This window comes from Streptomyces sp. NBC_00344 (assembly GCF_036088315.1).
Classification (GTDB): Bacteria; Actinomycetota; Actinomycetes; order Streptomycetales; family Streptomycetaceae; genus Streptomyces.
On record NZ_CP107996.1, the window covers coordinates 1,632,501 to 1,645,820 of the forward strand.

Genomic DNA, 13,320 nt, shown 5'->3' on the forward strand with positions numbered 1-13,320 from the left:
CCGAAGCAAATCGGGTGCCCCGCTCCCTTCGACGCGTCAGACCTCGACGACGACGGGAAGGATCATGGGGCGCCGACGGTAGCTGTCGGAGACCCACTTGCCGACCGTGCGGCGGATGAGCTGCTGGAGCTGGTGCGGTTCCAGGACGCCGTCCTGGGCGGACTTGTTCAGGGCGTCCTCGATCTTGGGTACGACAGCGCTGAACGCCGCGTCGTCGATACCCGAGCCCCTGGCCTGGATGTGCGGGCCGCCCACGATCTTGCCGCTGGAGCTGTCGACCACGATGAAGACCGAGATGATGCCCTCGTCACCGAGGATGCGGCGGTCCTTGAGCGAGGTCTCCGTGACGTCGCCGACCGAAAGGCCGTCGACGTACACGTAACCCGCCTGGACCTTGCCGACGATCCTGGCCCTGCCGTCGATCAGGTCGACCACCACGCCGTCCTCGGCGATGACGATGTGGTCCTTGGGGACACCCGTCAGCGCGCCGAGCTCGGCGTTCGCCCGCAGGTGGCGCCATTCGCCGTGCACCGGCATCAGGTTCTTCGGCTTGCAGATGTTGTAGAAGTACAACAGCTCGCCGGCCGAGGCGTGGCCCGACACATGGACCTTCGCGTTGCCCTTGTGGACGACGTCGGCGCCCCAGCGGCTCAGGCCGTTGATGACGCGGTAGACCGCGTTCTCGTTGCCCGGGATGAGCGAGGACGCCAGAATCACCGTGTCGCCCTGGACGATCCGGATCTGGTGGTCGCGGTTGGCCATCCGGGAGAGTGCAGCCATCGGTTCGCCCTGCGAGCCGGTGCAGACCAGCACGACCTCGTCGTCCGGAAGATCGTCGAGCGTCTTGACGTCGACGACAAGACCCGCCGGGACCTTGAGGTAGCCCAGGTCACGTGCGATGCCCATGTTCCTGACCATGGAGCGCCCCACGAACGCCACGCGGCGTCCGTACTCGTGCGCCGCGTCGAGAATCTGCTGGATGCGGTGCACGTGACTGGCGAAGCTGGCCACGATGATGCGCTTCTGGGCGTTCGCGAAGACCGTGCGCAGGACGTTCGAGATGTCGCGCTCGGGCGGGACGAACCCCGGCACCTCGGCGTTGGTCGAGTCGGCCAGCAGGAGGTCGATGCCCTCCTCGCCGAGCTTGGCGAAGGTCGGCAGGTCCGTGAGACGACGGTCCAGCGGCAACTGGTCCATCTTGAAGTCGCCGGTGTGGACCGCCATACCCGCCGGCGTGCGGATGGCCACCGCGAGGGCATCCGGGATGGAGTGGTTGACCGCCACGAACTCGCAGTCGAACGGACCGATGCTCTCCCGGTGCCCCTCGGTCACTTCAAGGGTGTACGGGCGGATCCGGTGCTCCTGGAGCTTCGCCTCGATCAGCGCGAGGGTCAGCTTGGAGCCGATCAGCGGAATGTCCTGCTTGAGCCGCAGCAGATAGGGCACGCCACCGATGTGGTCCTCGTGCCCGTGCGTGAGCACGATGCCCTCGATGTCGTCGAGGCGGTCCCTGATGGAGGTGAAGTCCGGCAGGATCAGGTCGATGCCCGGCTGCTCCTCCTCGGGGAAGAGCACGCCGCAGTCGACGATCAGCAGCCGGCCTCCGTATTCGAAGACCGTCATGTTCCGGCCGATCTCGCCGAGACCCCCGAGCGGGGTGACGCGCAGGCCGTTCTTGGGAAGCTTCGGCGGTGCGCCGAGTTCGGGATGCGGATGACTCAAAAGACTCTCCTCACCACACACGCCACGTACCTAAGGCACGTGGCGCGCATGACATTCGTGCACTTGCTGTTGTCTGGGTGGTTTTGCGTATTCAGTTGTGAAGTCTGTGTTCAGAGTTCTACCCCGCCGGCCGCGAGATCGATCTTGAGCTGAGCCGTTTCCTCCGGTGCGAGCTCCACCAGGGGAAGACGCAGCGGGCCGGCAGGCAGTCCCTGGAGGCTGAGTGCCGCCTTGGTGGTGATCACTCCCTGAGTACGGAACATGCCGGTGAACACCGGAAGCAGCCGCTGATGGATCTCGGTCGCCTTCTGAACCTCGCCCGCGAGGAAGGCCTCCAGCAGGGCGCGGAGCTCAGGTGTCACGAGATGCCCCACCACGGAGACGAAACCGCAGGCGCCGACAGAGAACAGCGGGAGATTGAGCATGTCGTCGCCCGAGTACCAGGCCAGGCCGGAGCGGGCGATGGCCCAGCTCGCCCGGCCGAGGTCTCCCTTGGCGTCCTTGTTGGCGACGATCCGCGGGTGCTCGGCGAGCCGGACGATCGTCTCGGTGTTGATCGGGACGCCGCTGCGGCCCGGAATGTCATAGAGCATGACCGGCAGCTCGGTGGCGTCGGCGATGGCGGTGAAGTGCCGGAGCAGACCCTCCTGCGGCGGCTTGTTGTAGTACGGCGTGACGGCCAGCAGGCCGTGCGCACCTGCGTCCACGGCCGCGCGGGCCAGCTCAAGACTGTGCCGGGTGTCGTTGGTGCCTACACCCGCGATGACATGGGCCCGGTCTCCCACTGCTTCCCGTACGGCCCGTACGAGGTTGTTTTTCTCCGCGTCGCTGGTGGTCGGGGACTCGCCGGTGGTGCCATTGACGACCAGGCCGTCGTTGCCTGCATCCACCAGATGGGCGGCGAGCCGCTGTGCGCCGTCGAGGTCGAGCGCGCCGTCCGCCGTGAAGGGCGTGACCATAGCGGTGAGGACCCGCCCGAAGGGGGTCTGCGGAGTGGAGATCGGAGCCATGGGTACCACGCTACTCGGTACTCAGTACGGGGCGTGCCCTCGGGGGAGCCGGAGTGACGGAGCCCGGCACTGCCTGCTCGGGGGTTCAAGCAGTGCCGGGTCCGTTTGATCAGCCTAGATGAACTTCTCCAAACGGTGCAATACGGACACCTCACGCGAGGGACCCGTACACCAGTGCCCTACGGGGCCACGCGACCGTTGGTATTGAAGGCCGCGTGGGTGAGCGGCATGAGCTTCGACCAGTGCTCTTCCATCCGCTCGCCGACCATCTCGATCTCGCGCTGCGGGAACGAGGGTGTCTTCGCCAGCTCGTGCTGGGTCCGCAGACCGAGGAAGTGCATCAGCGACCGGGCATTGCAGGTCGCGTACATCGACGAGAAGAGTCCGACCGGCAGCACCGTACGGGCCACCTCTCGCGCCACACCGGCGGCCAGCATCTCCTGGTACGCCTCGTACGCCTGGCGGTAGGAGTCCTCCGTCACCCGCGCGGTGAGCGCCTGCTGGGCCGGGGTTCCGGCGACGAACTCGTACTTGCCGGGGCGCCCCTGCTGCACCAGCTTCCGGTCCTCGCCCGGGACGTAGAAAACCGGCTCCAGCTCCCTGTACCGGCCCGATTCCTCGTTGTAGGACCATCCGACGCGGTGCCGCATGAACTCACGGAAGACGAAGATCGGGGCGCTGATGAAGAAGGTCATCGAGTTGTGCTCGAAGGGGCTGCCGTGGCGGTCCCGCATCAGGTAGTTGATCAGACCCCTGGAACGCTCAGGGTCCTTCTGCAGCTCTTCCAGGGACTGCTCACCCGCCGTGGAGACTCGGGCCGCCCACAGCACGTCGGAGTCACTCGCGCTGTGCTTCACCAGCTCGACGGTGACGTCGCTGCGGAAGCTCGGCTTGGGGTCTGAGGTGGGAGTGTCGCTCACCGGCGGGTCCTTCCAGTTGCATCGCTCGGGCGGCGCCCACTCTACGGCGCCGCACCGACAGGGAGGGCCGGACGGACTGCGGCCGGAAATCTTTGGCCAATCGGTGGCAAACGGGCACCGATCGACAGCTTTGAACGTCTGTATTCGTGGAACCAGACTGGAACCGGATGATCCACAAGCACGACCGAGTCCAAGGAGAAGTGCCCTTATGTTCCGCCGGCGCGAGGCCGTCCCGTTCGCATTTGTCGCCGAGGCCGACCACTTCCGAAGCAACGTCGAACCGCCGCCCCGTCAACGCCCCACCAAGTCCCAGCTCGCAAGCCGCACCCTGGTCGGGCTCGCCGTCGTCGCGGGTCTCGTCGGATCGCTGCTGTTCGGGCTGCCTGCGCTGGCAGCGGACCAGTCCCCCGCGCAGACGCATCATTCCGAGGCGGCTCACGCACACTGACTCGTCCGGCCCCCCTGGGGTGGTCGGCCGATCATCACATCGGTAGCCTCACCGGGCACAGCCAATCGAGCGTGCTTGTGAGTGAGGATCAGTCGTGCCCCTGCCTTTCCTGACGGCCGACCGCGCGTTTGGCGCAGCCGCCGAGAATGCCGACGATGTCGCGCTGCCGTTCGACGACCACGTTCAGTGGCGGCGGCCGTACCGCCCCGGCCCCTGGCGGGTCGGGGCGGCGGCGCTGCTTCTGCTGCTGGCTTCTTTCATACTGCTGGCCGCGATGATCATCGCTTTTGCCGGTGCGCTGTCCGGCGCCGTGGTGTGCCTGTGCTTCGGCCTGGCCGTCATCGCCTGTGCCCTGCGGCTGCTGCGTGTCGGCACCTGGGTGAGCAAGCACGGGGTACGACGAGTGGGCTTCTTCAGGACCCACACGGTGCCCTGGCGCAGGGCATCGGCCGTGCGTACGGTCCAGCAGCCGGTCCGCTGGCTCGGGCTGCCGCGCACCGTCCAGGGAGAGGCGCTCGTGCTGGTGCAGCAGGGCGGTGAGCAGCTGCCCCCGCTGCTCACCGACCACAACGCCGACTTCCTGGCCCGTCATGAGGCCTTCGACCGCGCTGCCGACACCATCGAGGCGTGGAACGCGGAGTACGCACGCCGGTGACCTGCTGAGCGGCCTGCCTCAGACGTTCACCGGCCGGCCCGCGTGCAGCGTGATCGCGCGCTGCATCGCCTTACGGGCACGAGGGGTGTCCCGGGCGTCCTGATAGGCGACCGCGAGCCGGAACCAGCAGCGCCAGTCGTCCGGGCTGTCCTCGGTCTCCTCCTTGCGCCGGGCGAAGACCACGTCGGCGGAGTTCCGGTCGATACGGCCACTGGGGGTGCGGACCAGCTCGTCGACCGGCAGTCCCCCTTCGGCGTCGAGTTCGGCGGCGAGCCGGTTGGCCCGCTGGACGAACTGGGTGTTCTTCCAGAGGAACCAGATGCCGATCAACGGCAGGATCAGTACGGCGACGCCGAAGGTGACCGTGAGAAGGGTGCCGTTCTGGATGAGCAGCACTCCCCGGCTGCCGACCAGGACGAAGTAGAAGACCAGGACGGCTGCCGTGACGAGATACGTGATCTTTGCGCGCATGGTCGCCGTCAGCTCAGATCGAGGAAGTTTTCCAGGCCGACGGTAAGGCCGGGAGCGGTGACCACGCGTCGGACACCGAGCAGGATGCCCGGCATGAAGCTGCTGTGGTGCAGGGAGTCATGGCGGATGGTGAGGGTCTCGCCCTCACCTCCGAGCAGCACTTCCTGGTGGGCCAGAAGACCGCGCAGCCGCACGGAGTGCACCGGCACGCCGTCGATGTCGGCACCGCGAGCGCCGTCGATGGCGCTGCTGGTCGCATCCGGCTGCGGAGCGCAGCCCGCCTTCTCACGAGCCGCCGCGATCAGCTGCGCGGTGCGCTGAGCGGTGCCGGACGGGGCGTCCGCCTTGTTCGGGTGATGCAGCTCGATGACCTCGGCGGACTCGAAGAAACGGGCTGCCGCCTGTGCGAACGTCATGGTGAGCACGGCTCCGATGGAGAAGTTCGGGGCAACGAGCACACCGGTCCCAGGAGAGGCGTCGAGCCAGCCGCGGAGCTGCGCGAGGCGTTCGTCGGTCCAGCCTGTGGTGCCGACCACACCGTGGATTCCGTGGCGCACACAGAATTCCAGGTTGCCCATCACCGCTTCGGGATGCGTCAGATCGACCGCGACCTGGGCCCCGGACGCGGCGAGCGCTTCCAGCTTGTCGTCGCGGTCGAGTGCGGCGACCAGCTCCAGATCGTCGGCGGTGTCCACGGCCCGTGCGGCTTCGGAGCCGATACGGCCCCCGGCGCCGAGTACCGCCACGCGCAGCTTGCTGCTCATGCTTGTTCTTCCTCCGTGCTTAGGAAACCGCTTCGTGGAGGCGGTCGGCCTGCTTGTCCTTGAGCGGCCCGATGACGGACAGCGAGGGCCGGTGGTCAAGGATGTCGTGGGCGACCGAGCGGACTTCGTCCGGGGTGACCGATGCGATCCGCTCCAGCATCTCGTCCACCGACATCTGGGAGCCCCAGCACAGTTCGCTCTTGCCGATCCGGTTCATCAGAGCACCGGTGTCCTCCAGACCGAGCACCGTGGAGCCCGCGAGCTGCCCGATCGCGCGGCGGATCTCCTCATCGGTGAGACCCTCGGACGCGGCCCTGTCGAGTTCCGCACGGCAGATCTTGAGGACCTCGTGCACCTGGTTGGGCCGGCAGCCGGCGTACACGCCGAAGAGCCCGCAGTCGGCGAAGCCGGAGGTGTACGAGTACACGCTGTAGGCCAGGCCGCGCTTCTCCCGGATTTCCTGGAAGAGGCGTGAGGACATTCCGCCGCCGAGTGCGGTGTTGAGGACGCTCATGGCCCACCGCCTGTCGTCGGTGCGGGCCAGGCCCGGCATTCCGAGAACGACATGGGCCTGCTCGGTCTTGCGGTTCAGCAGTTCGACACGGCCGGCCGCACGCAGAGCGCGGGCGCCTTCCCGCGGGGCCACCGGTACCGCGTCCGTGCGGGACAGGGCGCCCGCCCGGTCGAACGCCCTGCGGACCTGGCGTACGACGGTGGCGTGGTCGATGTTGCCGGCCGCGGCGACCACCAGATGCGTGGGGTCGTAGTGCTTCTTGTAGAAGCGGGCGATCTGGCCGCGGTTCAGCGCGTTGATGGTGTCGACGGTGCCGAGAACGGGGCGGCCGAGGGGGGTGTCGCCGAGCATGGTGTGCGCGAACAGGTCGTGCACACAGTCACCCGGGTCGTCCTCGGTCATCGCGATCTCCTCGAGGATGACACCGCGTTCGGCGTCGACGTCCTCGGGAGCTATCAGCGAACCGGTGAGCATGTCGCAGACGACGTCGATGGCCAGCGGCAGATCGGTGTCGAGAACCCGTGCGTAGTAGCAGGTGTACTCCTTCGCCGTGAAGGCGTTCATCTCGCCGCCGACCGCGTCGATCGCGGAGGAGATGTCGAGGGCGCTGCGCTTGGCAGTGCCCTTGAAGAGGAGGTGCTCGAGGTAGTGGGTGGCGCCGTTGAGGGTCGGCGTCTCGTCGCGTGATCCGACGTTCGCCCAGATCCCGAAGGTCGCCGACCGTACGGAGGGGAGGGTCTCGGTGACAATGCGCAGACCGCCCGGGAGGGTGGTCCTGCGAACCGTGCCGATGCCGTTCTCCCCCTTGAGGAGCGTTTGGGTACGGGCGACGGCCCGCGCCTCCGATGAGGTGCGGGCCGTCGTCACGGAACTACGGGACGTCACTTGTCGGCGTCGTCCTTCTTCTCGTCCTCTTCGCCCTCGATCACGGGGACCAGGGAGAGCTTGCCGCGGGAGTCGATCTCACCGATCTCGACCTGCACCTTGGAGCCGACCGCGAGCACGTCCTCGACGTTCTCCACCCGCTTGCCACCGGCAAGCTTGCGGATCTGCGAGATGTGCAGCAGGCCGTCCTTGCCCGGCATCAGCGACACGAACGCACCGAAGGTGGTGGTCTTGACGACCGTACCCAGGTAGCGCTCGCCGACCTCCGGCATGGTCGGGTTGGCGATCGAGTTGATCGTGGCGCGCGCGGCCTCGGCCTGCGAGCCCTGCTGGGCACCGATGTAGATGGTGCCGTCGTCCTCGATCGTGATGTCGGCGCCGGTGTCCTCCTGGATCTGGTTGATCATCTTGCCCTTGGGGCCGATGACCTCACCGATCTTGTCCACCGGGATCTTGACGGTGATGATCCGCGGGGCGTTCGGGGACATCTCGTCCGGGACGTCGATGGCCTCGTTCATCACATCGAGGATGTGGAGGCGGGCGTCACGGGCCTGCTTCAGCGCGGCGGCCAGGACCGAGGCGGGGATGCCGTCGAGCTTGGTGTCGAGCTGGAGCGCGGTCACGAACTGCTTGGTGCCGGCGACCTTGAAGTCCATGTCGCCGTAGGCGTCCTCCGCACCGAGGATGTCGGTGAGGGCGACGTAGTGCGTCTTGCCGTCGATCTCCTGCGAGATGAGGCCCATGGCGATACCGGCGACGGCGGCCTTGAGGGGCACACCGGCGTTCAGCAGCGACATGGTCGAGGCACAGACCGAGCCCATGGACGTCGAGCCGTTGGAGCCCAGCGCCTCGGAGACCTGGCGGATCGCGTACGGGAACTCCTCGCGCGACGGCAGCACCGGTACCAGGGCACGCTCGGCGAGCGCACCGTGTCCGATCTCGCGGCGCTTGGGCGAGCCCACGCGGCCGGTCTCACCGACGGAGTACGGCGGGAAGTTGTAGTTGTGCATGTAGCGCTTGCGGGTCACCGGGGAAAGGGTGTCCAGCTGCTGCTCCATACGGAGCATGTTGAGGGTGGTGACACCGAGGATCTGGGTCTCACCACGCTCGAAGAGCGCCGAGCCGTGCACCCGCGGGATGGCCTCGACCTCGGCGGCGAGCGTACGGATGTCCGTGACGCCACGGCCGTCGATACGGACCTTGTCCTTGATGACCCGCTCGCGGACCAGCTTCTTGGTCAGCGCACGGTAGGCACCGGAGATCTCCTTCTCGCGGCCCTCGAACTGCGGGAGCAGCTTCTCGCCGGCGATCTCCTTGATGCGGTCCAGCTCGGTCTCGCGCTCCTGCTTGCCGGCGATGGTGAGCGCCTTGGCGAGCTCGGTGCTGACGGCGGCGGTGAGCGCCTCCAGGACGTCGTCCTGGTAGTCGAGGAAGACCTGGAACTCACCGGTCGGCTTGGCAGCCTTGGCGGCGAGGTCGGACTGGGCCTTGCAGAGTGCCTTGATGAAGGGCTTCGCAGCCTCGAGACCGGCGGCGACGACCTCTTCGGTCGGGGCCTCAGCGCCGTCCTTGACGAGCTGGATGGTCTTCTCGGTGGCCTCGGCCTCGACCATCATGATCGCGACATCGCCGTCTTCGAGCACGCGCCCGGCGACGACCATGTCGAAGACGGCGTCCTCGAGCTCGGTGTGCGTCGGGAAGGCGACCCACTGGCCCTTGATCAGGGCGACACGGGTGCCGCCGATCGGGCCGGAGAAGGGCAGGCCGGCCAGCATCGTGGAGCAGGAGGCGGCGTTGATCGCGACCACGTCGTACAGGTGGTCGGGGTTGAGCGCCATGATCGTCTCGACGATCTGGATCTCGTTGCGCAGGCCCTTCTTGAAGGAGGGGCGCAGCGGGCGGTCGATCAGGCGGCAGGTGAGGATCGCGTCCTCGGAGGGCCGGCCCTCACGGCGGAAGAAGGAGCCGGGGATCTTGCCGGCCGCGTACTGCCGCTCCTCGACGTCCACCGTGAGGGGGAAGAAGTCGAGCTGGTCCTTGGGCTTCTTGGAAGCAGTGGTGGCCGACAGCACCATGGTGTCGTCGTCCAGGTACGCCACGGCGGAACCGGCGGCCTGCTTGGCCAGGCGTCCCGTCTCGAAGCGGATGGTGCGGGTGCCGAAGGTTCCGTTGTCGATAACGGCCTCGGCGTAGTGGGTCTCGTTCTCCACTAGCGTTTTCTCCATACTCGTCGTCTTTCGTCCTTCCGCCCGTGTGGCGGAGGACGGTACGGAGAAGCGCGCCCTGAGTGCGGGGCCGGTCTTCGATCGAAGCACCCGGGCATTTTCCCGGGGGCCACTACCGAGGACCGGCGGCGGCGAGGGGCGCTTCTCCTCATTCGCTGTCGCGATGTACACCCAGGTTACTGAGCTGGGCCCTGGTTCCGCACGTACAGCGTCGGCACGTACGGCAAAGGGAGCGGTCCCCTGGAAGTGGGGCCCGCTCCCTCTTTCACCGGCGTACTTACTTGGCGCCGCCGGCCGCACCGCGGCGGATGCCGAGGCGGTCGACCAGGGCACGGAAGCGCTGGATGTCCTTCTTGGCCAGGTACTGCAGAAGGCGGCGGCGCTGGCCGACCAGGATCAGCAGACCCCGGCGGGAGTGGTGGTCGTGCTTGTGCATCTTCAGGTGCTCGGTCAGGTCCGAGATACGGCGGGAGAGCATGGCGACCTGAACCTCGGGGGAACCGGTGTCGCCCTCCTTCTGGCCGAACTCGGTCATGATCTGCTTCTTCGTAGCGGCGTCGAGCGACACGTCTACTCCTCGTGAGTCTTCAGGCCACCGAGTGCCCCAGGTCGAATTCTCTGGGGAGCTTCCGTAACTCGGGAGGCGGGGATCCGCTGGGCGCAGCCTCCGGGAATCCGGAGGCGCGTACACAAACGGCCGTCACACAGCGTACCAGTCTTTCCGTACACCCGAACGGCGCACAGCGACGCGCCGGACACCCGCAGGATCGGGGCTGCGCGGCCGGGGCTGCGCCATGCTCCTCCTTGTTCCGGGCGCATCGATCAGGAGGAGCGTCGCTGTGACGACGAGGGCCACCGAAGGTTCGGCCGAGGCCGAAGAAGCCTACGCGAATGAGGTACCGGCCCATGGTCGACGGCCGGGCGCGATCATCGTGTCCTGGGCCACCACCACCGATCATAAGACGATCGGGACGATGTATCTGGTCACGTCGTTCGCGTTCTTCTGCATCGGCGGTGTGCTGGCACTGGTGATGCGGGCCGAGCTGGCCCGTCCCGGCATCCAGATCGTGTCGGACGAGCAGTACAACCAGGCGTTCACGATGCACGGCACGCTCATGCTGCTGATGTTCGCGACGCCGCTCTTCGCCGGATTCGCCAACTGGATCATGCCGCTGCAGATCGGCGCGCCCGACGTGGCGTTCCCGCGGCTGAACATGTTCGCCTACTGGCTCTACCTCTTCGGCTCACTCATCGTGGTCGGCGGTTTCCTCACCCCGCAGGGCGCGGCCGACTTCGGCTGGTTCGCCTACTCCCCGCTGACCAGCACGGCGCACTCACCAGGGGTCGGCGCCGACCTGTGGATCATGGGCCTGGCGTTCAACGGTTTCGGCACCATCCTGGGCTCGGTCAACTTCATCACCACGATCGTCTGCATGCGCGCGCCCGGCATGACGATGTTCCGGATGCCGATCTTCGTGTGGAACGTCCTGCTGACCGGTGTGCTGGTCCTGCTGGCCTTCCCCGTCCTGGCCGGGGCGCTCTTCGCGCTGGAGGCGGACCGCAAGTTCGGCGCCCATGTGTTCGATGCGTCGAACGGCGGCGCGTTGCTGTGGCAACACCTCTTCTGGTTCTTCGGCCATCCAGAGGTGTACATCATCGCGCTGCCGTTCTTCGGGATCGTCTCCGAGATCATCCCGGTCTTCAGCCGCAAACCGATCTTCGGATATGTGGGGCTGATCGGCGCGACGATCGCCATCGCCGGCCTCTCGGCGACGGTGTGGGCCCACCACATGTTCGTCACGGGTGGTGTGCTGCTGCCGTTTTTCTCCTTCATGACGTTCCTGATCGCGGTGCCGACCGGGGTGAAGTTCTTCAACTGGATCGGCACGATGTGGAAGGGCTCGCTGTCCTTCGAGACACCGATGCTCTGGTCGGTCGGCTTTCTGGTGACGTTCCTCTTCGGTGGTCTGACCGGCGTCATCCTGGCCTCGCCGCCGATGGACTTCCACGTGTCGGACTCGTACTTCGTCGTGGCGCACTTCCACTACGTGGTCTTCGGAACCGTGGTCTTCGCGATGTTCGCCGGATTCCACTTCTGGTGGCCGAAGTTCACCGGGAAGATGCTGGACGAGCGGCTTGGCAAGATCACCTTCTGGACGCTGTTCGTGGGCTTCCACGGCACCTTCCTGGTGCAGCACTGGCTCGGTGTCGAGGGCATGCCGCGGCGTTACGTGGACTACCTCGCGGCTGACGGCTTCACCGCCCTCAACACCTTCTCCAGCATCAGCGCCTTCCTGCTGGGCCTGTCGATCCTGCCGTTCCTCTACAACGTCTGGAAGACCGCCAAGTACGGCAAGAAGGTCGAGGTCGACGACCCCTGGGGCTACGGCCGTTCACTCGAATGGGCGACATCGTGCCCGCCGCCGCGGCACAACTTCACCACCCTCCCACGGGTCCGTTCCGAGTCCCCGGCCTTCGACCTGCACCACCCGGCGATCGCGGTCCTCGACGAAACGGCCAATCGTCCGGCCCGCTCCGCGGTCGTGGCTCCCGGGGACAAACAGCAGTGACGGCCGTGTCCGCGAGGAAGGAACTGGCGTGGGATCCGACGGAGACATCGCGCAGGGGCTGGTGCGGATCGAGGGATACCTGCTGTGGAACGCGGAGGTCGAGGGGGCGAGACGTCAGGCGGTGGCCTTCGCCGAGCAGCTTCCCTGGCTGACCACCGCCCAGCGCGAGGAGGTGGAGCAGGTCTACACCGCCGAGCGGACAGCCGCCTCCCGGGCGATGCTCGTCCGGATCTCCGACCGTGCCGCATCGCTGCGCGAGGAGTACACGGCTCGGTATCTCCAGCTGCGCAGGCGCTGTGTGGCCGCGACCGTCATGGCCGTCGGCGCGGCGGGGGGCACCTGCACCGCGATCGAGTACCTCACCCGCTGAACAGCCGGCGCGTGGTGCGTCCGAGGGCCGCCCCGTAATCCCTGATCGATCATCGCGCGGCGTCAGATGCGGTGCATCGCAGGCTGAGGGGCGTCCGCATACTGGATGTATTCGGGCGTTCCGACAACCCAGCGGGGTGCCGTAGCTGTCGTCGTGCGCCCGCCAGGGATTGCGGGACTGCCCTCAGGCCAAGCCGTGAGCAGGCGGGAACCGCCCAAGTAGGGTGGGTGAACAGCTCGTTCGTACGTCGGGAAGGGACCGGACCGCCATGGCTGAGGTAACGGAAGCAGACGAGAAGGACCGCAAGGAACGCGAGAAGGAAGAGCTCTACGCGCTCGACATCTCCGGTCTCGAGTGGAAGAGCGCACCCGGCACGTCGGAGCACGAGGAACGGGTCGAGATCGCCCATCTGCCGGACGGGGCCGTGGCCATGCGGTCGTCCGTGGACCCCGGGACCGTCCTGCGGTACACCGAGGCCGAGTGGCGCGCCTTCGTGCTCGGCGCAAGGGACGGCGAGTTCGACCTGGAGCCGGTCCCGCACAGCGGCGGTACCGCGGCTGCGGCCGAGTAGTCGAACAGCAGACAAACGGACGGAGTTAAGCCTCTTTTGGCGCTTTCCGTCCGTTTTGACTGCGCCGAAGTGGCGTAACTGGGCAGCTTTTGCGCCGGGGGTGACGTAAAGGTCACTGCTCCTGGTGCACTCCGCCATGCCGTGCCGGTCGAATAGGTGATTAGGCTGGGACGGGGCGCACACCAGAACCCGTGA

13 protein-coding genes are annotated in these 13,320 nt (G+C 67.0%); 5 read left to right on the forward strand and 8 right to left on the reverse strand.

The annotated features are described in order from the left end of the window. Window positions 1–36: 36 nt before the first annotated feature. The 3 genes from OHS16_RS07200 to thyX form a co-directional block, all read right to left on the reverse strand. Window positions 37–1,722 carry a ribonuclease J gene (locus OHS16_RS07200; protein ID WP_328536341.1) on the reverse strand — a complete coding sequence of 562 codons (1,686 nt, stop codon included), beginning with the start codon at window positions 1,720–1,722 and terminating at the stop codon, window positions 37–39. A gap of 110 nt (window positions 1,723–1,832) precedes the next feature. Then, window positions 1,833–2,732, reverse strand: coding sequence for a 4-hydroxy-tetrahydrodipicolinate synthase (gene dapA, locus OHS16_RS07205; protein ID WP_328536342.1), 900 nt, complete (start codon window positions 2,730–2,732; stop codon window positions 1,833–1,835). A 179-nt stretch (window positions 2,733–2,911) separates the two neighbouring features. Further along, on the reverse strand, window positions 2,912–3,652 hold the full coding sequence (gene thyX, locus OHS16_RS07210; RefSeq protein WP_328536343.1) for an FAD-dependent thymidylate synthase: 741 nt from the start codon (window positions 3,650–3,652) through the stop codon (window positions 2,912–2,914). Window positions 3,653–3,860: 208 nt separating this feature from the next. Here thyX and OHS16_RS07215 point away from each other — a divergent pair, with 208 nt between their 5' ends. Further along, complete coding sequence (locus tag OHS16_RS07215) at window positions 3,861–4,100, forward strand: hypothetical protein (protein WP_328536344.1); 240 nt, start codon at window positions 3,861–3,863, stop codon at window positions 4,098–4,100. Between the two features lie 94 nt (window positions 4,101–4,194). Next, the gene (locus OHS16_RS07220; RefSeq protein WP_328536345.1) at window positions 4,195–4,755 is read left to right on the forward strand and encodes a hypothetical protein; all 561 of its coding nucleotides are present in this window, start codon (window positions 4,195–4,197) and stop codon (window positions 4,753–4,755) included. A gap of 18 nt (window positions 4,756–4,773) precedes the next feature. Here the strand turns inward: OHS16_RS07220 and OHS16_RS07225 are convergent, their stop codons facing one another. The 5 genes from OHS16_RS07225 to rpsO all read right to left on the reverse strand — a co-directional run bounded on the left by OHS16_RS07225 (window position 4,774) and on the right by rpsO (window position 10,182). Continuing rightward, entirely contained in the window at window positions 4,774–5,226 is a 453-nt protein-coding gene (locus OHS16_RS07225) for a hypothetical protein (RefSeq protein ID WP_328536346.1), read from the reverse strand. Between the two features lie 8 nt (window positions 5,227–5,234). Next, window positions 5,235–5,990, reverse strand: a complete 756-nt coding sequence (gene dapB, locus OHS16_RS07230; RefSeq protein ID WP_328536347.1) for a 4-hydroxy-tetrahydrodipicolinate reductase — start codon at window positions 5,988–5,990, stop codon at window positions 5,235–5,237. Window positions 5,991–6,009: 19 nt separating this feature from the next. Then, window positions 6,010–7,389: a M16 family metallopeptidase gene (locus OHS16_RS07235; protein ID WP_328536348.1), complete on the reverse strand. Its 1,380-nt coding sequence runs from the start codon at window positions 7,387–7,389 to the stop codon at window positions 6,010–6,012. Beyond that, a complete protein-coding gene (locus tag OHS16_RS07240; RefSeq protein WP_328540745.1) occupies window positions 7,386–9,599 on the reverse strand; it encodes a polyribonucleotide nucleotidyltransferase in 2,214 nt (737 codons plus the stop codon). Before OHS16_RS07240 ends, OHS16_RS07235 begins: the two co-directional genes overlap by 4 nt. Window positions 9,600–9,891: 292 nt before the next feature. Beyond that, window positions 9,892–10,182 carry a 30S ribosomal protein S15 gene (gene rpsO, locus OHS16_RS07245; protein WP_250297433.1) on the reverse strand — a complete coding sequence of 97 codons (291 nt, stop codon included), beginning with the start codon at window positions 10,180–10,182 and terminating at the stop codon, window positions 9,892–9,894. Window positions 10,183–10,453: 271 nt separating this feature from the next. Between rpsO and ctaD the strand changes: the two genes are divergently transcribed. The 3 genes from ctaD to OHS16_RS07260 all read left to right on the forward strand — a co-directional run bounded on the left by ctaD (window position 10,454) and on the right by OHS16_RS07260 (window position 13,125). Continuing rightward, window positions 10,454–12,184, forward strand: a complete 1,731-nt coding sequence (gene ctaD / locus OHS16_RS07250; RefSeq protein WP_328536349.1) for an aa3-type cytochrome oxidase subunit I — start codon at window positions 10,454–10,456, stop codon at window positions 12,182–12,184. A 28-nt stretch (window positions 12,185–12,212) separates the two neighbouring features. Then, a complete protein-coding gene (locus tag OHS16_RS07255; RefSeq protein WP_328536350.1) occupies window positions 12,213–12,554 on the forward strand; it encodes a hypothetical protein in 342 nt (113 codons plus the stop codon). 268 nt (window positions 12,555–12,822) lie between these two features. After that, on the forward strand, window positions 12,823–13,125 hold the full coding sequence (locus OHS16_RS07260) for a DUF397 domain-containing protein (RefSeq protein ID WP_328536351.1): 303 nt from the start codon (window positions 12,823–12,825) through the stop codon (window positions 13,123–13,125). The last annotated feature ends 195 nt before the right edge of the window (window positions 13,126–13,320 follow it).

Excerpts from the sequence above, each read along its gene's own strand:
- dapA (WP_328536342.1), bottom strand. The coding sequence starts at position 2,732 with ATGGCTCCGATCTCCACTCCGCAGACCCCCTTCGGGCGGGTCCTCACC.
- OHS16_RS07215 (WP_328536344.1), top strand. The coding sequence starts at position 3,861 with ATGTTCCGCCGGCGCGAGGCCGTCCCGTTCGCATTTGTCGCCGAGGCC.
- OHS16_RS07225 (WP_328536346.1), bottom strand. The coding sequence starts at position 5,226 with ATGCGCGCAAAGATCACGTATCTCGTCACGGCAGCCGTCCTGGTCTTC.
- dapB (WP_328536347.1), bottom strand. The coding sequence starts at position 5,990 with ATGAGCAGCAAGCTGCGCGTGGCGGTACTCGGCGCCGGGGGCCGTATC.
- OHS16_RS07260 (WP_328536351.1), top strand. The coding sequence starts at position 12,823 with ATGGCTGAGGTAACGGAAGCAGACGAGAAGGACCGCAAGGAACGCGAG.